Annotated in this window: 20 protein-coding genes; 13 read left to right on the plus strand and 7 right to left on the minus strand. The window is 65.3% G+C overall.

Features of this window, described 5'->3' with window-relative positions:
• Nucleotides 1–35 precede the first annotated feature (35 nt).
• The 8 genes from pcaQ to ACFFNA_RS29290 all read left to right on the plus strand — a co-directional run bounded on the left by pcaQ (nt 36) and on the right by ACFFNA_RS29290 (nt 8,200).
• The gene (gene pcaQ / locus ACFFNA_RS29255; RefSeq protein ID WP_378923352.1) at nt 36–953 is read left to right on the plus strand and encodes a pca operon transcription factor PcaQ; all 918 of its coding nucleotides are present in this window, start codon (nt 36–38) and stop codon (nt 951–953) included.
• Between the two features lie 237 nt (nt 954–1,190).
• The gene (locus ACFFNA_RS29260) at nt 1,191–2,489 is read left to right on the plus strand and encodes an ABC transporter substrate-binding protein (RefSeq protein WP_378923353.1); all 1,299 of its coding nucleotides are present in this window, start codon (nt 1,191–1,193) and stop codon (nt 2,487–2,489) included.
• Nucleotides 2,490–2,510: 21 nt separating this feature from the next.
• Complete coding sequence (locus ACFFNA_RS29265) at nt 2,511–3,254, plus strand: ABC transporter ATP-binding protein (RefSeq protein ID WP_378923828.1); 744 nt, start codon at nt 2,511–2,513, stop codon at nt 3,252–3,254.
• Complete coding sequence (locus tag ACFFNA_RS29270) at nt 3,251–3,979, plus strand: ABC transporter ATP-binding protein (protein ID WP_378923354.1); 729 nt, start codon at nt 3,251–3,253, stop codon at nt 3,977–3,979. Before ACFFNA_RS29265 ends, ACFFNA_RS29270 begins: the two co-directional genes overlap by 4 nt.
• The gene (locus ACFFNA_RS29275; RefSeq protein ID WP_378923355.1) at nt 3,976–4,866 is read left to right on the plus strand and encodes a branched-chain amino acid ABC transporter permease; all 891 of its coding nucleotides are present in this window, start codon (nt 3,976–3,978) and stop codon (nt 4,864–4,866) included. The genes ACFFNA_RS29270 and ACFFNA_RS29275 overlap by 4 nt, the downstream gene beginning before the upstream one ends.
• Nucleotides 4,863–5,927 (plus strand): branched-chain amino acid ABC transporter permease, encoded by a 1,065-nt coding sequence (locus ACFFNA_RS29280; RefSeq protein WP_378923356.1) that lies wholly within the window; start codon nt 4,863–4,865, stop codon nt 5,925–5,927. The genes ACFFNA_RS29275 and ACFFNA_RS29280 overlap by 4 nt, the downstream gene beginning before the upstream one ends.
• Before the next feature lie 2 nt (nt 5,928–5,929).
• On the plus strand, nt 5,930–6,715 hold the full coding sequence (locus ACFFNA_RS29285) for a coniferyl-alcohol dehydrogenase (protein WP_378923829.1): 786 nt from the start codon (nt 5,930–5,932) through the stop codon (nt 6,713–6,715).
• Nucleotides 6,716–6,754: 39 nt separating this feature from the next.
• Nucleotides 6,755–8,200 (plus strand): aldehyde dehydrogenase, encoded by a 1,446-nt coding sequence (locus tag ACFFNA_RS29290; protein ID WP_378923357.1) that lies wholly within the window; start codon nt 6,755–6,757, stop codon nt 8,198–8,200.
• Here ACFFNA_RS29290 and ACFFNA_RS29295 read toward each other — a convergent pair.
• The 7 genes from ACFFNA_RS29295 to ACFFNA_RS29325 form a co-directional block, all read right to left on the minus strand.
• Complete coding sequence (locus tag ACFFNA_RS29295) at nt 8,188–9,591, minus strand: FAD-binding oxidoreductase (RefSeq protein ID WP_378923358.1); 1,404 nt, start codon at nt 9,589–9,591, stop codon at nt 8,188–8,190. The two genes, ACFFNA_RS29290 and ACFFNA_RS29295, sit on opposite strands and share 13 nt — an antisense overlap.
• Nucleotides 9,592–9,740: 149 nt before the next feature.
• Nucleotides 9,741–11,000, minus strand: coding sequence for an ABC transporter substrate-binding protein (locus ACFFNA_RS29300; RefSeq protein WP_378923359.1), 1,260 nt, complete (start codon nt 10,998–11,000; stop codon nt 9,741–9,743).
• Between the two features lie 93 nt (nt 11,001–11,093).
• Nucleotides 11,094–11,522 carry a DUF4440 domain-containing protein gene (locus ACFFNA_RS29305; protein WP_378923360.1) on the minus strand — a complete coding sequence of 143 codons (429 nt, stop codon included), beginning with the start codon at nt 11,520–11,522 and terminating at the stop codon, nt 11,094–11,096.
• A complete protein-coding gene (locus ACFFNA_RS29310; protein WP_378923361.1) occupies nt 11,519–12,574 on the minus strand; it encodes an aldo/keto reductase in 1,056 nt (351 codons plus the stop codon). The genes ACFFNA_RS29305 and ACFFNA_RS29310 overlap by 4 nt, the downstream gene beginning before the upstream one ends.
• Entirely contained in the window at nt 12,571–12,924 is a 354-nt protein-coding gene (locus tag ACFFNA_RS29315) for a TIGR04076 family protein (RefSeq protein WP_378923362.1), read from the minus strand. The genes ACFFNA_RS29310 and ACFFNA_RS29315 overlap by 4 nt, the downstream gene beginning before the upstream one ends.
• A 1-nt stretch (nt 12,925) precedes the next feature.
• Nucleotides 12,926–13,408 carry a DUF3830 family protein gene (locus ACFFNA_RS29320; RefSeq protein WP_111547028.1) on the minus strand — a complete coding sequence of 161 codons (483 nt, stop codon included), beginning with the start codon at nt 13,406–13,408 and terminating at the stop codon, nt 12,926–12,928.
• The gene (locus ACFFNA_RS29325) at nt 13,405–14,139 is read right to left on the minus strand and encodes a GntR family transcriptional regulator (protein WP_378923363.1); all 735 of its coding nucleotides are present in this window, start codon (nt 14,137–14,139) and stop codon (nt 13,405–13,407) included. The genes ACFFNA_RS29320 and ACFFNA_RS29325 overlap by 4 nt, the downstream gene beginning before the upstream one ends.
• Nucleotides 14,140–14,265: 126 nt before the next feature.
• Between ACFFNA_RS29325 and ACFFNA_RS29330 the strand changes: the two genes are divergently transcribed.
• The 5 genes from ACFFNA_RS29330 to ACFFNA_RS29350 are packed head-to-tail and all read left to right on the plus strand — an operon-like array spanning nt 14,266 to nt 19,016.
• Nucleotides 14,266–15,066, plus strand: a complete 801-nt coding sequence (locus ACFFNA_RS29330) for an ABC transporter ATP-binding protein (protein ID WP_378923364.1) — start codon at nt 14,266–14,268, stop codon at nt 15,064–15,066.
• Nucleotides 15,063–15,830: a branched-chain amino acid ABC transporter ATP-binding protein gene (locus ACFFNA_RS29335; protein ID WP_378923365.1), complete on the plus strand. Its 768-nt coding sequence runs from the start codon at nt 15,063–15,065 to the stop codon at nt 15,828–15,830. The genes ACFFNA_RS29330 and ACFFNA_RS29335 overlap by 4 nt, the downstream gene beginning before the upstream one ends.
• Complete coding sequence (locus tag ACFFNA_RS29340; protein WP_378923366.1) at nt 15,827–16,735, plus strand: branched-chain amino acid ABC transporter permease; 909 nt, start codon at nt 15,827–15,829, stop codon at nt 16,733–16,735. Before ACFFNA_RS29335 ends, ACFFNA_RS29340 begins: the two co-directional genes overlap by 4 nt.
• Entirely contained in the window at nt 16,732–17,715 is a 984-nt protein-coding gene (locus ACFFNA_RS29345) for a branched-chain amino acid ABC transporter permease (protein WP_378923830.1), read from the plus strand. Before ACFFNA_RS29340 ends, ACFFNA_RS29345 begins: the two co-directional genes overlap by 4 nt.
• Nucleotides 17,712–19,016: an NAD(P)/FAD-dependent oxidoreductase gene (locus ACFFNA_RS29350; protein WP_378923367.1), complete on the plus strand. Its 1,305-nt coding sequence runs from the start codon at nt 17,712–17,714 to the stop codon at nt 19,014–19,016. The genes ACFFNA_RS29345 and ACFFNA_RS29350 overlap by 4 nt, the downstream gene beginning before the upstream one ends.
• Nucleotides 19,017–19,020 lie beyond the last annotated feature (4 nt).

Here is a 19,020-nt window from a genome sequence, read left to right on the forward strand (position 1 = left end):
TGCGCCGTTTCATTAACTCAGGGGTTATCAAATCCATGTCCGAGAGCCGCATCCGGTTCCGTCACCTACAGACATTCCTGGAAGTTGCGCGGCAGGGAAGCGTGGCGAGAGCGGCAGATTTTCTGCATGTCAGCCCACCGGCGGTGACCAAGACGTTGCGCGAACTGGAAGAGGCGCTCGGCGTGGCGGTGGTCGAACGCGACGGCCGCGGCATCAGGCTGACGCGCATCGGCGAGATCTTCCTTCGCCATGCCGGCACGGCGATCACGGCGCTCAAGCAAGGCGTCGATTCCGTCAGGCAGGACGGGGCGGTCAACCGGCACCCGATCCGCATCGGCGCGCTGCCGACGGTGTCAGCGCGGGTGATGCCGCTTGCCATGACCCTGTTTCTCAAGGAGGGCACCCGGGCGGCGATCAAGATCGTCACCGGCGAGAACGCGGTGCTGCTCGAACAATTGCGCATCGGCGCGCTCGATCTCGTTGTCGGGCGGCTGGCGGCGCCGGAGAACATGACCGGCTTCTTCTTCGAGCACCTCTATTCCGAACAGGTGCTGTTCGTGGTGCGAGCGGGACACCCGCTGCTAGATCCCAACCAGGATGTGTTCGCACGGCTCGACGAATTCCCGATGCTGATGCCGACGCGGGAATCGGTCATCCGCCCCTTCGTCGACCGGCTGTTCATCACCAACGGCATGACCGCACCGGCAACGGAGATTGAAACCGTCTCGGACTCCTTCGGCCGCGCCTTCCTGCGGCAGAGCAATGCCGTCTGGATCATTTCGGCCGGCGTCGTCGCCAATGAACTCGGCAGCGGCGCCTTCGTCGCCTTGCCGGTCAACACCGAGGAAACCAAAGGTCCGGTCGGCCTGACGATGCGGACCGACACGGCACCCTCGCCGGCCTTCTCCATCCTGCTGCAAACCATCCGCGAAGCGGCAAGGCAAGGCAGCTGACGTCTCGGAGCATTTCAACCGGACGTCATCCGGACCGCGCCGTTTCCTAACCCAGGGGTTAATGAAACACCGAAAAATATCATTTTACCGAACCAAACCGGTGGTGCACTGTGACGATGGAGGATCGAAAATCGTGCCATTCGCCGCCATCGATGGCGGTGGATCACCGTCTCAAGCGGCAAAAGCGTTGAACGAACCGGTGGTTGCCGCGAGGCGTCACCACAGAGGGAGGAACACATGACCCACGCTATTCCAGGCATATCGCGACGCCAGTTCATCGCCACATCGATCGCCGGCGGCACAGCGCTCGCGCTTGGCGGCCGCAGCGCCTTTGCCCAGGCAGGCGACACGATCAAGGTCGGCTTTGTCAGCCCGCGCACCGGGCCGCTCGCCGGCTTCGGCCAGACCGATGGTTACGTGCTCGATCTGGCCCGCAAGGCGCTGGCCGGCGGGCTCGACATCGGCGGCAAGAAATACAGCGTCGAAATCCTCGACCAGGACACGCAGTCCGATCCGTCGCGCGCCGGTCAGTTGGCCAAGGACCTGATCAACAACCAGGCCATCGACCTTATGCTGGCGGTGTCGACTCCCGAAGTGATCAACCCGGTGGCCGACGCCTGCGAAGCCGCCGGCGTGCCGTGCCTGTCGACAGTCATGCCGTGGGAAGCCTGGTATTTCGGCCGTGGCGCCAAGCCCGGCGCACCCTCGCCGTTCAAATGGACCTATCATTTCGGCTTCGGCGTCGGCGAGTTCTTCAAGACCTACATCTCGCAATGGAACCTGATCGAGACCAACAAGAAGGTCGGCGTCATGTATCCGAACGACGCCGACGGCAATGCCATCCGCGCCAATCTGGCACCGTTGCTGGCCAAGCAAGGCTTCACCATCGTCGATCCCGGCGCCTATGAGACCGGCACCACCGACTATTCCTCGCAGATCGCGCTGTTCAAGCAGGAAGGCGTCGAGATCTTCAATTCCTTCCCGATTCCGCCGGATTTCGCGGCGTTCTGGCGCCAGGCGGCGCAGCAAGGGCTGATCAAGCAGATCAAGATCTGCCAGGTCGCCAAGACCGGGCTGTTCCCCTCGGATATCGAGGCGCTCGGCGATCTCGGCATGAAGATTTCAAGCGCCGCCTACTGGCACAAGGCCTTCCCCTACAAGTCGCCGCTGACCGGTGTTTCGGGCACCGAGCTGGCCGATGGCTATGAGGCCGCGAGCGGCAAGCAGTGGACGCAGCAGCTCGGCGCCTCGATGTCGCTGCTCGACGCCGGCTTCGAAGCGCTGAAGGCAAGCACCGACGCCAAGGACAAGGCGGCGGTGGCCAAGGCGCTGAGCCAGCTCAAGACCGAGACCATGATCGGCAAGGTCGACTTCACCAGCGGGCCGGTGGCCAATGTCTCGCCCGGCCCGATCATCGGCACGCAGTGGGTCGCCGCCAAGGAAGGCAGCAAGTTCCCGCTCGATTATGTCGTGACCGAGAATGCCACGGACCCGAAAGTGCCCGTCGAAGCCAAGCTTCTGCCTTACAACGGCTGATGGACCGCTGACGAGGATCACCTGGTGACCCATCCGCAACAACAGGCGATCCTGACCGCCGCCGGTATCCACAAGCGCTTCGGTGCACTGGTGGTGCTGGATGCTATCGACTTCACCATGGCCGCCGACGAGGCGGTCGGCATTGTCGGCCCGAACGGCGCCGGCAAGACCACGCTGCTCAGTGTGCTGGCCGGGGCATTTCTGCCGAGTTCGGGCACGGTCAGCTTCAAGGGCGGCGATGTGACTCCGCTGTCGGCAACGCAGCGCTGCCGGCTCGGCCTGGTGCGCACGCACCAGGTGCCGAAACCGTTCAGCGGCATGACCACCTTCGAGAATGTCTTCGTCGCCGCCTCGCATGGCGCCGGCCTCGGCCGCGACGAGGCCTATGAGGAAGCGCTCGGCTCGCTGAAACTGTGCGGCATGCTGGGCGTTGCCAACCGGCGCGCCGAAACGCTCGGGCTGCTCGACCGCAAGCGGCTGGAACTGGCGCGGGCGCTCGCGGCAAGACCGACGCTGCTGCTGCTCGACGAGATCGGCGGCGGCCTGACCGATGGCGAAGCCGGCGAACTTGTCGACACGATCAAGGAATTGCGCCGGCGCAAGATCGGCATCGTCTGGATCGAGCACATCGTCCACATCCTGCTGCAGGTGGCAGAGCGGCTGATCTGCATGGACGCCGGCAAGATTATCGCCGACGGCGAGCCGCAAGCGGTGATGGGCAATCCCGAGGTCGTGCGCGCCTATCTCGGCGGAGGCCCGAAATGAGCCTGCTGTCGGTCGAGAACCTGGTTGTCCGGCACGGCCTCCTGCAGGCGGTGCGCGGCGTGAGCTTCACGATCGAACGCGGCGAAACACTGGCGCTGGTCGGCGCCAATGGCGCCGGCAAGACGACGCTGCTCCGGGCAATCGCCGGTGCGCATCAGCCGGCGGCCGGCCGCGTGCTGCTGGACGGCGCCGATCTTACCAGCGTGCCGTCGCACAGACGCGTCGGCATGGGTGTGGCACTGGTGCCGGAGGGGCGCAGACTGTTCGTGCAGATGACGGTCGAGGAGAACCTTCTGCTCGGCAAGACCGCCGGCCGGCCGGGCGACTGGAGCGTCGACAAGGTGCTGGAGATGTTCCCAAACCTCAAGCCGCGCCGCCATGCCAAGACGGGCCATCTCTCGGGCGGGGAGCAGCAGGCGACGGCGATCGGCCGCGCTCTGATGAGCAATCCGGACGTGCTGCTGCTCGACGAGGTTTCGCTCGGCCTGTCGCCGCTGATCGTCGACCGTGTCTATGCCGCGCTGCAAGGGCTGATCGCTTCAGGCACGACGATCATCCTGGTCGAACAGGACCTCAACCGGGCGCTCGCGGTATCCGACAGGGTCATCTGCATGCTCGAAGGCCGTGTCGCGCTTGAAGGACCAAGCAAGGAGGTTTCGCGCGACGAGGTAACGAAGGCCTATTTCGGCCTGCACCGGAAAGGCACCGCGAGCGTTCCCGCATGAGCAACCAGATCATCCAGGGCATCCTTCTCGGCGGCTATTACGCGCTGATCGCCTGCGGCCTGTCGTTCATGTTTTCGGTGATGCGCATCATCAACCTCGCCCATGGCAGCCTTGCCGTGTTCGCTGCCTATGCGCTGTGGCTGCTCGCGTCGCGATTCCACGTCTCGCCCTTTGCCGGCCTGCTCATCGTCCTGCCGCTGATGGCGGCGATCGGCTGGGCATTGCAGCGCTTCCTGCTCGAACGCAGCGCACGCGGCGGCGCCCTGCTGCCGATCCTGACGACGTTCGGCCTCGCCATCGTCATCGACAATCTGCTGTTCGAGCAATTCGGCGCCGACACGCGTTCGCTGGCTCCCTATATCGGCAGCCTGTCCTATGATTCCTGGGAATGGCCCGGCAACATCTATGTCGGCAAGCTCGCCGTGATCATGTTCGCCACGGCCGTGGTCCTGCTGGGCGGGCTGCAGCTGTTCCTCACCCGCACCCGGCTTGGCCGCTCGATCCGCGCCACATCGGAAGACCCCGACACCGCCGGCCTGGTCGGTGTCGATGCGCGACGCGCCAACGCAATTGCCGCCGCCATCGCCATGGTCACGGTTGGTCTTGCCGGCGCGTTCCTGGGCATGCGCGCCACCTTCGATCCCTATGCCGGCGCGCCGCAATTGCTGTTCGCCTTCGAGGCGGCGGTGATCGGCGGCGCCGGATCGCTGTGGGGAACGCTGATCGGCGGCATCGTACTGGCGCTTGCCCAGACGCTCGGCGCGCAAGTGCATCCGCAGGGGTTTCTGATCGGCGGCCACGCTGTCTTTCTCGTCGTGCTGTTCGTGCGGCTGTCCGCGTACGGCCTCGGCCTGCGCGGCCTGTTGCGCCTCGGGAGGACGTCATGAGCACTCCCGCCACCATGCCTGTCATCCAGCGCGGCACTGCGACGTCGCGGATCGCAGCGATGGCCGTCGCAATCATCATCGCGCTGCTTGCGATTGCTCCGCAATTGCTGTCGGCCGGCGCGGTCGATCGCATGACCGCGCTGTTCATCTATGTGATCCTGGCAGCGATGTGGAATGCGCTGGCCGGCTTCGGCGGCCTGGTCTCGGTCGGGCAGCAGGTGTTCTTCGGGCTCGGCGCCTATTTCGCCATCCGGCTGGCCGATGCAGGCCTCAACCCATTCCTGGCGCTGTTCGCGTCGGGAATTGTCGTCGGCGTGGTGTCTATCCCGCTGTCGCTGTTCATGCTGCGGCTCAGGAACGGCGAGTTTGCCATCGGCATGTGGGTCATCGCGGCATTGACGCATCTCCTGGTCAATCTCGACCGGCTGGTGCAGGGCGAAACCGGCACGTCGCTGATCTCGCTCAATGTCTATGACGCCGGCACCAGGCGGGCGACGATCTACTGGCTGGCCCTGGCCTCGATGACCGCCCTGCTCGCCATCCTGTTTGGCCTGCTGCGCGGCAGCACGGGTGCCGCGATCCGCGCGATCCGGGACAATGAGGACGCCGCCGCCTCGGTCGGCGTGCGCGTCACCGGCACCAAGCGGCTGCTGTTCGTGCTTGCCGCCTTCGGCATCGGCATTGCCGGCGCGCTGTGGCTGGCGACCTCGATCACCTTCCAGCCGAAAACCTACTTCAACGTGCAATGGACCGCCTACATGATCTTCATGGTGCTGGTCGGCGGCATCGGCACCTTCGAGGGCGCCATATTGGGCGCACTGGTGTTCTTCCTCATCGAGACCTGGTTCGGCGGCACCGGCGTCTGGTACCTGGTCGGGCTTGGTGCCACTGCGGTGCTGTTCTCGCTCTTCCTGCCGCGCGGCTTGTGGGGAACGATCGAGGAGCGCTTTGGCCTTCGCCTGCTGCCGGTCGGCTACCGCGTCAGGCTCGCGGCGGCCTCCGCCGACGATGACGCGACGCCTTCGCCACAACAAACCACGATGCATCAGGAAAAGGCATGACCATGCTCTTCGGCAAGACCATCCTCATCACCGGTGTCGCCTCCGGCATCGGCGCGCGCACGGCGGAACTCGCCGGCCAGCTCGGCGCCGACGTGATCGGCGTCGACGTTCGTGAGCCGGCTGCAGCGGTTGGCAGTTTCGTCAAGGCCGACATCTCGTCGAAGGCCGGCGTCGACGATCTCATCGCGCGTCTGCCACAGCGTATCGACGCGCTCTGCAATGTCGCCGGCCTCTCCGGCAACACCGGTGCGGCGGCGACGCTGGCCGTCAACTTCTTCGGGCTGCGGGCGCTTTCGGAAGGCCTCGCGCCAAGACTTCGCGAAGGCGGTGCCATCGTCAACGTGGCCTCGATCGCCGGCTATGGCTGGCGCGCCAATCTCAATCGCACCGTCTCGATGGTCGGCATCGAAGGTTTTCCGGATGTCGCCGAGGTGGTCTGCGACCATGCGGTCAGGAACGAGGAAGGCTATCCCGTCTCCAAGGAGCTGCTGCTCTTGTGGACGTTTCGCGCGGCGCACCAGGATCTGTTCAAACGCCGCGGCATCCGCGTCAATGCGGTGAGCCCCGGCCCGGTCGAGACACCGATCCTGAAACAGTTCCGCAGCGTGCTCGGCGATGCCCGCGTCGACAGCGACATTGCCAGGGTCGGACGCGCCGGCACCTCCGGCGACATCGCGCCGGTGGTGCTGTTCCTGTGCTCGGACGGCGCGCGCTGGATCAACGGCGCCAACGTGCCGGTCGATGGTGGCCTCGAAGCATCGATCAATGCCGAAATGTTCGGATTCTAACCCAAAAGAATACGCTCAACGGGAGCGATGGAGACAGTCATGGACATCGGACTTCTGATCGACGGCGACGAACGGGCTGCCTCAGGTGCGGCGTCCTTCGAACGCATGGACCCGTTCACCGGCAGGTTGGCGACACGCGCCGCCGCGGCCACAATCGCCGACGCCAATGCCGCGGTCGAGGCCGCCGCAGCCGCCTTTCCGGCCTGGTCGAAGACCGGGCCTGGCGAGCGCCGCGCCTTGCTGAGCAAAGCGGCAGACGTGATGGCCTCGAAGGTCGATGAATTCACCCGGCTGATGATGGAAGAGACAGGCGCGACCGGCCCGTGGGCCGGCTTCAATGTCATGCTGGCGGCCAACATGCTGCGCGAGGCGGCGGCGATGACGACGCAGATTTCGGGCGAGATCATACCCTCCGACAAGCCGGGCACGCTGGCCATGGCGATCCGTCAAGCGGCCGGTGTGTGCCTCGGCATCGCGCCATGGAATGCGCCGGTCATTCTCGGCACCCGCGCCATCGCCATGCCGATCGCCTGCGGCAACACGGTGGTGCTGAAAGCATCCGAAATGTGCCCCGGCACGCACCGGCTGATTGGCCAGGTGCTGGTCGAGGCCGGCCTGCCCAAGGGCGTCATCAATGTCGTCACCAATGATCCGAAGGACGCCGCCGGCATCGTCGAGGCGCTGGTCGCGAACCCTTTAGTCAAGCGCGTCAACTTCACCGGCTCGACCAAGGTCGGCAGGATCATCGCCGAGCTCGCCGGAAGGCACCTGAAGCCGGCGCTGCTTGAACTCGGCGGCAAGGCGCCATTGCTGGTTCTGGACGATGCCGACATCGACGCCGCGGTCAACGCCGCCACCTTCGGCGCCTTCATGCATCAAGGTCAGATCTGCATGTCGACCGAACGGCTGATCGTCGACGAGAAGGTCGCCGATGAATTCGTTTCCAAGCTGGCGGCCCGCGCGTCGCAGCTGCCGGCCGGCGACCCGCGCGGCCATGTCGTGCTGGGCTCGCTGATCAGCAGCCAGGCGGCCGACAAGATGGAGGAACTCATCACTGATGCCGTCGCCAAGGGCGCCAGGCTGGTGGCCGGTGGCAAGCGCAGCGGTACCGTGGTGGAAGCAACGTTGCTCGACCATGTCACACCGGCCATGCGCGTCTATGCCGAAGAATCCTTCGGGCCGGTCAAGCCGGTGATCCGGGTGAAGGGTGAGGATGAGGCCGTGCGTGTCGCCAACGACACCGAATACGGCCTGTCGTCAGCCGTGTTCAGCCGCGACATCAAGCGTGCAATGGCGGTGGCCGCGCGCATCGAAGCCGGCATCTGCCACATCAATGGCCCGACCATCGGCGACGAGGCACAGATGCCGTTCGGCGGCGTCAAGGGCTCGGGCTATGGCCGCTTCGGCGGAAAGGCATCGATCGCCGAATTCACCGATTTACGCTGGGTGACGATCGAGGATCCGGGCCAGCACTATCCGTTCTGAACCGATGGGCCAAGGTCGAAGACCCGTCCCGGATTCAGGATGTTTCTGGGGTCAAGCGCTGCTTTCAGCCGCCGCATCGTGGCGATTTCTGCGTCGCTGCGAACCAGATGCAGCCACTTCTTCTTGTCGAGGCCGATGCCATGCTCGGCCGAAACGCCGCCGCCGGCTGCCGCCACGCCGCGATAGACGATGTCGTATGCCGCCGCCGGATCCACCGTGCGGACCTGGTAGTGCAGGTTGCCGTCACCGAGATGACCGAAGACATAGATGTCGGCGCCGGGATCGACGGCGTGGATGGCGGCGTCCGCTTCCCGCAGAAAAATTCCCATCCGCGCCAGCGGGATGCTGATGTCGACGCCGATCAGACCTTTCGTCGTAAACAGGAAACGGTTGGCATCCTCGCGCACGGCCCACAGCGCCCGGACTTCGCGCGGCGACTGCGAGACGACCACATCGTCGACCACGCCATCCTCGACCGCTTGCATCAAGACCTCGGCGAAGCGCTCGCCGTCGCGTTCGGGCTCACTGCCCTGGATCTCGGCCAGCACATAGACCGACGAACCCGCCGGCAGCGGCGCCGGCATGTCCATGCTGGCGACCATCGCGTCATAGAGCGGCGCGAAGTTGACCTCATAGGCGGACAAGAGTGGGCCAAGCTTTTGCCGGAGCAGCCCGAGCAGGGCGATCGCCGCATCGAGCGAAGACAGCGCGCAGAAGGCGTTCACCTCGGACACCGGCTTCGGATGCAGCCTGAGCGCCGCGCGTGTGACGACGCCAAGCGTCCCTTCCGTGCCGATGAAGAGCTGGCCGAGGTCATAGCCGGAATTGTCCTTGGGCAGACCTTTTAGCGATGTCAGCACGCTGCCGTCGGCAAGCACCGCTTCCAGCCCCAGCACCTGCGCCCGGTACATGCCATAGCGCAGCACGCGGATGCCGCCGGCGTTGGTGGCGACATTGCCGCCAACCGTGGCCGAACCGCGTGCGCCGATGTCGACGCCGAACATCAGACCGGCGCCGTCGGCCGCCTCCTGCACCGCCTGCAGCGTTGCGCCCGCCTCGGTGACGATGCTGGCAGCCTGACGATCCGGTGCATCGAGACCGGTCATGCGCTCCAGCGACAACACGACCTCGCCCGGCTGCACACGCGCGGCGCCGGTCAGCCCGGTGCGTCCGCCCTGCACAACAACTGGCTGGCCGAGATCGTTGCATGCGGCGAGTGCTGCCGCTACACCCTCGGTGTCGCGCGGGCGCAGCACCGCTTCGGGAAGCGCGCCGAGCTTGCCGTCGGGATCGTCGCGATAGCGCTGGTCGACGTCGGAGCCGGCGAGGACACCGCCCGCGCCCATCCGGTCGTCGAGAGCAGATAGAAGCTGTTGGGTTTTAGGCGACATTGGCCAATCCTAATCATGATCGCCCGCCGATCAAACCCCTGTCCGTGCAAGCACCATCGTCCGCATGACTGGTTGCGACAATGCAGGACAGGCCGACCGTCCAGCATCGATCGCGATGAGATCGGATCGACGCCGGACGGTAGGTTGTCTTACTGAAGTTTGGCCTGCAGCGCGTTGACGTCGTCGGTGGTCATTTCACCGTCGGTCGTCACCTTGCCGTCGACGATCTTCCAGAGGCGGAACGGACCGGTGATGTCGCCATATTTGTCGAAGGCGACCGGGCCGATGACGCCTTCGTAGCGGATCGGCTTGCCGTCCTTGATCAGGCCTAGCGCCTTGGCGAACTCGTCCTTGCCGGCAAAGATCGGCGTGCCGGCCGGGTCGACCGCCTTGTACATCGCATCCTTGATCTTGGCCGGATCCTCGGAGCCGGCAATGGCGATGGCGAGGCCAACGATGGCGCCGGCATCGTAGGAACGGTCGGCCGCCGGATTGGACGGCTCGATGCCGGAAAATTCCTTGTAGTTCTTTATGAAATAGTCGGTGGAGGCCGTCGGGCTGGTGCCGGACGACGTGCCATAGGCTTCCTTCAGATAATCGGCCCCGACGGACTCGATGAAGTCCGGGCTGTTCATGCCGTCATTGAGCAGGAATTTCTGCACACCGCCTTGCGAAATCCAGGTGCGGGCAACCGTTGCACCGTCGACCGGGGTGCTGACGAGATAGAGCCCGTCCGGCTCGCCGGCCATCGCCGCCGTCACTTCCGAGGCATAGCTCGACTGCTTTTCGTTGTAGGGCGTATCGGAGACAATGGCGCCGCCGAGCGCTTTGTAGGCGCGCGAGAATTCGGCGACCATGTTGACGCCGAAGTCGTTGTTGACATGGATGATCGACAGCTTCTTGAAGCCCTTGTCGATGGCGTATTTGGCGGCAGCGACACCCTGCAACGCATCCGAGGTGATGGTGCGGAAGAAGATGCCGTTGGTCTTGCCGTCGCGGCCGAGCGCCGTCAGCGTCGGCGAGGACGAAGCCGGCGACACCTGGACGATCTTGGCTGGTGCCGTGACCGAGGTCAGGATCGGGATAGACACAGACGAGATGATACCGCCGATGATGACCGGGACCTTCTTGACCTGAACCAGCTGGGTGGCGGCGTCGACCGCGATGTTGCCCTGGCTCTGGCTGTCACGGGTGTCGGTCGCTAGGTCGCAGCCGCGCACGCCACCGGCGGCGTTGATGTCGCGGAAGGCCATCTCGACCGATTTGGCGCCGGCCTGACCGTATTCGCCGGCCGGGCCGGTCAGTTCCATGACGAGGCCGACGGTGATCTTGCAATCGGCGGCCTGTGCTGCGCCGGCCATCGTCACGAGAGCGAGCGCGGTGGTGAGTTGGAGTATCGTCTTTCTCATTGTTGTTCCCCTTTGAGCTACACGAACTGGATTACATGTCTCTTTGTCTGCGCATCGGATTTACCTTCGCACTTTTTGGCCCGATGCTCCTGTTCAGCGTTCCGGCACCTGCAGCCACGTTTCATGCAGATGTCGCCATTCGACACCGTTGGGCGCCGATGAACTGGTGGTGAAGACGGCACTCGATTGGCGACGGCTGTGCTTGCCGCCGCGCAGCTGCGCCTCGACGTAGAAGACGACGATCGTGTCCCCGCCCTGCCAGCCGGGGCGGATGTCCTCGATCGAAATGGCGAAGCCGTCGTCGCAAGTGGCGCGGCTGGTGCGGACATGATCGACGACCGAGGCGCGATCGAGGACCTGGCCGTCCGGCGCGACCATGGCGAAGCCGTCGCCCATGACGCGCTCGAAGCGGCTGAAGTCGGCCTTGCCGGCGCGCGCGGCGACGAACCAGTCGACGAAAAAGCGATGCAGGTCGACGACCTCGGCGCTGGCGCGTGAAAACAGGGAAGGCTCGCCGCTCATTGTTTCCCCGCATTGAGGTTGTAGTGCATGATCGAACCGTGGCGGCCGTGGCGGTCGCGCTCCAGCGTGTAGACATCTCCTTCAAGCCCGGAGCCCTGTGCGATGACGGCGGCAATCCGCGCCCGGTCCTCGGCGTCGAGCGCAACGTCCATGATGCCAGCATTGGCAAGCGCATGCGCCTGGTTGCGGGCACCGACGATGACGGCCGCCACTTGCGGCTGCTCCAGCACCCAGGCGCTGGCGACGGTGGCGATGTCGACGCCATGGCGGTCGCCGACGGCCTTCAGCGCCTGAAGCAGTTGCTGGAACAGGTCCCAGCCGCCAAAGTCATCGATGATCAGCTTGTATTTGACCAGCGAGCGGTTTTCGAGCGGCGTGGCAGGCTCGGCCATGCCTAGCCATTTGTCGCTGAGGAAGCCGCCGGCAACGGAGCCGTAGCAGAGGAAGCTGACGCGGTTCTTCGCTGCGAGTGCGGCAAGGCTGTTGCCCGGCCGCTGGTCGAGCACCGAATATTGCAACTGCTGGCTGACCAGCGGGATGCCGGCGGCGAGAATTTCGGCGAGCCGCGGCGTGTCGAAATTGGTGGTGCCGAGATTGCGCACCTTGCCCTCAAGCCGAAGCTCATTGAGCCAGCCCATCGCCTCGACATAGCGCGGCTGCGCATAGTCCCACCAGTGAAACTGCACGAGATCGAGCCGCTCGGTCTTCAGCCGCCGCAGCGACTGGTCGACGATGCTCCTGATGTAGTCGCGGCTGATGCCGGCCAGCCGTTCGAGGTCGGGCACCAGCTTGGTGTGCACCTTCATCCTGGCGGCGACATCGAGGCCACGCTCGCTGGCCAGTCGCAGGCGCGCGGCGCCGATCAGCTCCTCGACGCCCGTGTAGATGTCAGCGCAATCATAGGTCCAGATGCCGGCATCGAAGGTGGCGATCAGATCGGTCACCGCCTGCTGGCGGTCGATGGCGCCATGGCCGCCGGCCAATTGCCAGCCACCGCGGATGACGCGCGAGATCGTATAGCCGGGGCAGAGTTCGAAGGTCTTGGCACTCATTTGTCGTCTCTCTGCTTCGGCAGCGGTACGGCCGTGGTCTCGGCATGGCTGAACCGTCGCTTGCCGGTCCTGACGATCCTCAGCCGGCTGGCGCAATTGGGATCGGGACAAGCGATCTCGGCGTCCGAGGTCATCCAGTCGTTCGGGTGGCTGGGGCGCTGCTTGGCTGCCAGCAGCGGCAACACGGCCGATATCGAATAGATCGAAAAGCCTTGCCCTGCCGGCATCGACAGCATCTCGCCCTTGATCTCGAAATAGTCGCCGGCCTTGGCGCCGCAATAGATCGGCTTGCCCTCGGGGATGACCGCCTCGATGCGAAGATCGAAGAGTTCGAAACTGTCGTCAGCCATTTCAGACCTCCACCAGGCTGAAGGTGACGTCGCAGGCGCCATTGCGGCGGATGACGCCGCAAGCGGCGGCGAACCGATCACGCTCTTCGGCGCGCACTTGCGCCACCACGCTGCCGGCAAGCCAGCCGATCGGGAACAGCAGGCGCGCGCCCTGCCCGTAGTAGAGACCGATGTCGAAGATCGCATTGGGATTGCCGCCCCACATGCGCGGCGGCACATAGGACAGCACGATGTCACCCGGCTGCGGCGTCAGCGTTGCGTTCTCCGCCGGCAAGGGCCTGGCATAGGGCTGGCCCTCGAGATCGGCAGCGGGAACCGGGCACGAGATTTCCGGCCCCGTCCACATCGCATGGATGCCCGGGACGACGCGTGGCGTGCCGAGATATGCCTTGAGAAAGGCGGCGTTTTCCGGCGCCTTCTCAGGCAGCAACAGCGCCGTGACGGAAAGCTGCGAGCGCGGCTCGGTGATCCTGATGGCGGTCATGTCTGGTCTTTCGCGGCGGCGGATTGCAGCTTGCTGCGCAGGAAGGTGAAGGGCCGGCTGATGTCGGCGACCAGCGATTCCCGCGCTGCTTGCGCATCCTGCGTGGCCAGCGCCGTGACGATGCGGCGGTGATACTGGGCGGTGTCGACCTCGCCGGCTTCCGAGAAGGCGTAGATGGCGACACGAATGCAGGGGCCTGATTGCAGCCACAGGCTCTCGATCATCGGGATGAGCACGGCCGAGCCGCAGGAACGGTAAATCTCGAAATGAAAGCTCTGGTTGAGCGTCACTTCGCGATCGACATCCTTCTTGTGCTTCAACGCCCGCATGTCGTCCCATTCGCCGAGAATGGTCTCGATGGTGGCGATCTGGCGCGGCCCCATACGAGCGGCGGCCAGCGCGATGGCCTCGCCTTCGATGAGGATGCGGGCACGCAAGAGATCGTCGAGGCGTTCCAGCGTGATCGGCGGCACCCGCACCGAACGGTTTGGCAGCGCCTCCAGCGCCTTTTCCGTGATCAGCCGGCCGAGCGCCTCGCGCACCGGCATGGTCGACGTGACCAGCGCATCGGCGAGCCCACGGATGGTCAGCACCTGGCTTGGCTCGAACAGGCCGCCGATCAGGGCGCGGCGCAATTCCGAATAGACGCGATCCTGCACGGTTTCGCGGCCGACCGGCGCAAGCTGGGCCGCGATCGCCTCATTGTTCTTTTCGATGGCAGCCTTTTGCATGGATTTCCGGTCTTGGCGGTTTTCGGCTTGCAGACGAAATTAAAGCCGAATAGCGTGATCAAAGCAAGTGTGATCACAAATCAAAAATCAGGAGACGGCAACGATCGTCTTCGGCCAGAGGGTTTGATGAGCGAGGCAGCGCAACAGCAGGGGCAGAAGACCCGTGCGCCGGTTCTGACGGCAAGGAACGTCGTCAGGCGGTTCGGCGGCCTCATCGCCGTCAACGATGTCTCGTTTGACGTCAGGGCGGGAGAAATCCTCGGCCTGATCGGGCCGAACGGCGCCGGCAAGACGACGATGTTCGACCTGCTCGCCGGCAGCATCCTGCCAACCAGTGGCGAGATCCTCCTCAACGGCACGCGCGTTTCGGGCGAAGCCGCGCATCTGCGCATCGGTCGCGGCCTTGGCCGCACCTTCCAGATCCCGCGCCCGCTGCCCAATCTGACGCTGATCGAAAACATAATGCTGGCGGCACAGGGCCAGGCCGGCGAGAGACTGCTCGCCAACTTCGTTACACCGTGGCGGGTGGCGGCGCAGGAGAGAGCCGCCAGGATCAAGGCGCTCGAACTGCTGGAGCTGGTCACCCTCACCCACCTTGCGCATGAGCCGGCGCGCGTGCTTTCCGGCGGCCAGCGCAAGCTGCTCGAACTCGCCCGCGTGATGATGGCCGACCCGGCGATCATCCTGCTCGACGAACCGGCGGCCGGCGTCAACGCAACCCTGCTCGAAGTCATCATCGACCGCATCCGCGATATCAACGCGCGCGGCATCACCTTCCTGCTGATCGAGCACAACATCGACATGGTGACGCGGCTCTGCCATCGCGTCCTCGTCATGGCGAGCGGCCAGTTGCTCAGCGAAGGCACGGCGGAACAGGTTGCCCGCGACCCGCGCGTCATCGAGGCCTATCTCGGAGGCGCGGCATGAGCGAAATCGTCCTCGATGTCCGCAATCTCGAGGCCGGCTACGAGCCCGGCGTACCGATCGTGCGCGGCGCCTCGATCACCGTCGGCAAGGGCGAGATTGTCGTCGTGCTCGGCCCCAACGGCGCCGGCAAGTCGAGCTTCATCAAGGCGATCGCCGGCCTCGTCCCGATCACCGGCGGTACGGTGTTTTTGGACGGCAAGGACATCACCGCCGCACCGGCGCACACCATGGTGCGCCTCGGTCTTGCCTTCGTGCCGCAGACCGAAAACATCTTCCCGCTGATGTCCGTCGAAGACAATCTGAAAGTCGCCTGCGGCATCCTCGAGCGGCGCGAAATCCCTGCCCGCATCGAGGAGATGTATGCCGCCTTCCCCGACCTCGTCCGCCAGCGCCGCACCGCTGCCGGCAACCTTTCGGGCGGACAGCGGCAGATGCTCGCCGTCGCGCGGGCGCTGATCGTCCACCCCAAGGTGCTGGTGCTGGACGAGCCGTCGGCCGGCCTGTCGCCGAAATTCGTGTCGATGGTGTTCGAGATGCTGGCCGGCATTCGTAAATCCGGCGTCACCATCCTGCTGGTCGAACAGAATGCCAAGGCAGCACTTGCCATCGGCGATCGCGCCTATGTGCTGGTCGAAGGCAAGGACCGGCACGAAGGTGTCGCCTCCGAACTGTGGAACGACCCTGTGGTTGCCGAACTCTATCTTGGCCAGCGCCCCCTCAAGGCAGAAAAGACGTCGCAGACCGGGAAAGGAGGCGCGGCATGAGCCTGCAATTCATCGTCGACGGGTTGCTGACCGGCTCGATGATCGGCCTCGGCGCCATCGGCGTGACGCTCACCTATTCGATCCTGCGTTTTTCCAACTTCGCCCATGGCGACTTCATGGCCTGGGGCACCTATGCGACGCTGGCCGTCGTCAGCGCCATCGGCGCGATGGTCGGCAAGGTGGCGCCGATCGGACCGCTGTCCTTCGGCTGGCCGCTGATTGTCGCACTGGTCATCGGCATGGCATTCACCGCCCTCTTGGCGCTGCTGCTCGACAAGGTGCTGTTCGCGCGGTTGCGCTCGCAAGGCCAGGCCATCATCGTGGTGATGGCGAGCTTCGGCGCCTCGATGGCGCTCAGAAGCCTGCTCGAATTCACTTTCACCTCGCGCCCGACCTATTTCAGCCGGGCGATCCAGATCGCCATGCCGGTCGGCTTCGGCATCCGCATCACACCCGACCAGATCGCGCTGCTGCTGCTGACCGCCGTGCTGGTGCTCGGCGTGCATCTGTTGATGACGCGCACCCAGACCGGCCGCTCGATGCAGGCCTTGAGCCAGAACGCGGCACTGGCCCGCATCGTCGGCATCGACGTCGCCAGCGTGGTGCGCGTCACCTGGATCATCGGCGGCGCGCTGGCCTGCGTCGCCGGCGTGATGATCGGCATTCTGGTGCAGATCCGCCCGTTCATGGGCTTCGACATGCTGCTGCCGATGTTCGCCGCCGCCATTCTCGGCGGCATCGGCAGCATTCCCGGCGCCGTGCTCGGCGGCCTGATCATCGGGCTCGCCGAGGCCGGCGCGGTGCAGCTGATCGGCGCCGAATGGCGCGCCGCCGTCTCCTTCATCATCCTGATGGCGGTGCTGTTCGTGCGACCAATCGGCCTGTTTGGTGTGAGGGAACGCTGATGGACCTGCTCGGCTACGGCGCCTTCTTCCTGACCACCGCGCTGATCTTTTCGCTGGTCACGCTGGGGCTCAATCTGCAGTGGGGGCTGACCGGGCTGTTCAATGTCGGCCTCGCCGGCTTCGTCGCCATCGGCGCCTATACATCCGCACTGCTGACGACACCCGACGATGTCGCGAGGCTCGGCGGCTTCGACCTGCCGATCGTCGTCGGCTGGCTCGGCGCCATGGCCGTCGGTGGCATCGCCGCCGCGCTCACCGGCATGGCCACGCTGCGTCTGCGATCCGACTATCTGGCGATCACCACCTTCGGCGTCGCCGTCGTCGTGCAACTGGTCGCGCTCAACGCGCAGAGGCTGACCGGCGGCCCGTTCGGCATCGGTTTCATCCCGCGCCCGTTCGGCAGCCTCGCCGAGACGCCGCTGCTCTTCAACCTGTCCAACCTTGCCGTGGTCTGCGCGGTGACGCTGATCGCCTATCTCGCCTTGGAGCACCTGTCGCGCAGCCCTTGGGGGCGGGTGCTGAAGGCGTTGCGGGAAGACGAGCGGGCAGCGATCTCTTTGGGCAAGAGCGCGCGTTTTTACCGCGTCCAGGCCTTTGCCGTCGGTGGCGCCATCATGGCGCTGGCGGGCGCGCTGCAGGCGCATTTCACCGGCTTCATCGCGCCGGACAATTACCTGCCGATCCTGACTTTCCAGGTCTGGGTGATGCTGATCGTCGGCGGCTCGGGCAGCAATCTCGGCGCCGTCATCGGCAGCATCCTGGTCTGGGCGATATGGGCTGGATCCGGCACCTTGACCAGCGTTCTGTTCCCGCCGGAGCAGCAGGCCCGCGCCGCCGCGCTGCAGATCGCCGCCATCGGCGTCATGCTCTGCGTCATCCTGCTGATCCGGCCGAACGGCCTGTTCGGCGACAGACCGCGGCGACCATGGTTCGGCAAGCGGGCGAAGGTCGTTACGGGCAAGAGCAGTTCAGGGCCATGAATGCCGTGGTCCGGCAGGAAGCGCATGGCGCTTCGCTCTGGCATGCCGTCAGCCGCAACCACCGTGACCGGCCGGCGCTGCAAGGCGGGCTCGATGTCGACCTCGCCATAGTCGGCGGCGGCTTTTCCGGCCTCTCGACAGCGCTGCACGCCGCCGGGAAAGGGCTTTCCGTTGCCGTTCTCGAAGCCGAATTCATCGCCTGGGGCGCGACTGGCAGAAATGCTGGCTTCGTCGTGCCGAACTTCGCCAAGATGGACCCGGACAACATTATCGGCCGTCTCGGCCCCGAACACGGTAAACGGCTGATTGATTTCGCCGCCGGCAGCGCCGACCTGGTCTTCGGCCTGATCCGCCGGCACGGCATCGACTGCGACGCCGTGCAGAGCGGATGGATCCAGCCAGCGCATTCGCCCGCCGCGTTCGAGAAGGTCAAATCCCGCGCCGGGCAATGGGCGCAGCGCGGCCGGCCGGCCGTTACCCTGGCCCGGCAGGAGGTCGAAGCGCTGACCGGTGCGCGGGGTTATGTCGGCGGCTGGATGGATCGTTCGGGCGGCGTGCTCAATCCAGTCGAATACGCGCGTGGGCTGGCCGATGCGGCCGAGAAGGCCGGCGCGCGCATCTTCGAGCATACGCGCGTCACCTCGGTCGATCGCACGACGGATTGCTGGGTGTTGAAAACGCCATCGGGCTCGGTGCGCGCCGGCAAGGTGCTGGTCGCCACCAACGCCTATGGAGGGTCGCTCAATCCGTTGCTGCAACGAACCTATTTTCCGCTGAAGGTTTTCCAGATCGCGACAGGACCGCTGCCGCAGGAAATCCGCACGCGTCTCTTGCCCGGCGGGCAAGGCGTCGGCGACACCAGGCGCAATCTCTTCACCTTCCGCTTCGACAGCGAGAACCGGCTGATCAGCGGCGGCATGCATATCCTTGGCGCCGGTGCCGATGCGCGCGTGCCGCAGACGATCTGGCGACGGCTCGCCAGGCATCTCGACCTGCCCGAGTTGCCTCCGCTTGCCTATAGCTGGTCGGGAATGGCCGCGGTCGAGCCGGATTTCCTGCCGCACCTCTTGGACCTTGGGCCGGGGTTCATCGCCGGTCGCGCCTGCAACGGGCGCGGCATCGCCATGACGACGGCGATGGGCAAGGTGCTGGCCGACTGGGCGGCTGGAACCGATGCCCGTGATCTGCCGCTACCGTTTGCGCTGCCGGCACCGATCCCGTTCCATGCCTTGTTGCGGCACGCACCCAACATGCTGCTCGGCTGGAGCATGTTGCGCGACCGGATGGACGAAACGAGATAGGCGA

Source organism: Mesorhizobium kowhaii (genome assembly GCF_042431665.1).
In the GTDB taxonomy this organism is placed as follows: domain Bacteria; phylum Pseudomonadota; class Alphaproteobacteria; order Rhizobiales; family Rhizobiaceae; genus Mesorhizobium; species Mesorhizobium kowhaii.

Excerpts from the sequence above, each read along its gene's own strand:
- ACFFNA_RS29320 (WP_111547028.1), bottom strand. The coding sequence starts at position 13,408 with ATGACCGCCATCAGGATCACCGAGCCGCGCTCGCAGCTTTCCGTCACG.
- ACFFNA_RS29315 (WP_378923362.1), bottom strand. The coding sequence starts at position 12,924 with ATGGCTGACGACAGTTTCGAACTCTTCGATCTTCGCATCGAGGCGGTC.
- pcaQ (WP_378923352.1), top strand. The coding sequence starts at position 36 with ATGTCCGAGAGCCGCATCCGGTTCCGTCACCTACAGACATTCCTGGAA.
- ACFFNA_RS29270 (WP_378923354.1), top strand. The coding sequence starts at position 3,251 with ATGAGCCTGCTGTCGGTCGAGAACCTGGTTGTCCGGCACGGCCTCCTG.
- ACFFNA_RS29260 (WP_378923353.1), top strand. The coding sequence starts at position 1,191 with ATGACCCACGCTATTCCAGGCATATCGCGACGCCAGTTCATCGCCACA.
- ACFFNA_RS29330 (WP_378923364.1), top strand. The coding sequence starts at position 14,266 with ATGAGCGAGGCAGCGCAACAGCAGGGGCAGAAGACCCGTGCGCCGGTT.
- ACFFNA_RS29350 (WP_378923367.1), top strand. The coding sequence starts at position 17,712 with ATGAATGCCGTGGTCCGGCAGGAAGCGCATGGCGCTTCGCTCTGGCAT.
- ACFFNA_RS29305 (WP_378923360.1), bottom strand. The coding sequence starts at position 11,522 with ATGAGCGGCGAGCCTTCCCTGTTTTCACGCGCCAGCGCCGAGGTCGTC.
- ACFFNA_RS29300 (WP_378923359.1), bottom strand. The coding sequence starts at position 11,000 with ATGAGAAAGACGATACTCCAACTCACCACCGCGCTCGCTCTCGTGACG.
- ACFFNA_RS29335 (WP_378923365.1), top strand. The coding sequence starts at position 15,063 with ATGAGCGAAATCGTCCTCGATGTCCGCAATCTCGAGGCCGGCTACGAG.
- ACFFNA_RS29295 (WP_378923358.1), bottom strand. The coding sequence starts at position 9,591 with ATGTCGCCTAAAACCCAACAGCTTCTATCTGCTCTCGACGACCGGATG.
- ACFFNA_RS29325 (WP_378923363.1), bottom strand. The coding sequence starts at position 14,139 with ATGCAAAAGGCTGCCATCGAAAAGAACAATGAGGCGATCGCGGCCCAG.
- ACFFNA_RS29310 (WP_378923361.1), bottom strand. The coding sequence starts at position 12,574 with ATGAGTGCCAAGACCTTCGAACTCTGCCCCGGCTATACGATCTCGCGC.
- ACFFNA_RS29280 (WP_378923356.1), top strand. The coding sequence starts at position 4,863 with ATGAGCACTCCCGCCACCATGCCTGTCATCCAGCGCGGCACTGCGACG.
- ACFFNA_RS29275 (WP_378923355.1), top strand. The coding sequence starts at position 3,976 with ATGAGCAACCAGATCATCCAGGGCATCCTTCTCGGCGGCTATTACGCG.
- ACFFNA_RS29290 (WP_378923357.1), top strand. The coding sequence starts at position 6,755 with ATGGACATCGGACTTCTGATCGACGGCGACGAACGGGCTGCCTCAGGT.
- ACFFNA_RS29340 (WP_378923366.1), top strand. The coding sequence starts at position 15,827 with ATGAGCCTGCAATTCATCGTCGACGGGTTGCTGACCGGCTCGATGATC.
- ACFFNA_RS29285 (WP_378923829.1), top strand. The coding sequence starts at position 5,930 with ATGCTCTTCGGCAAGACCATCCTCATCACCGGTGTCGCCTCCGGCATC.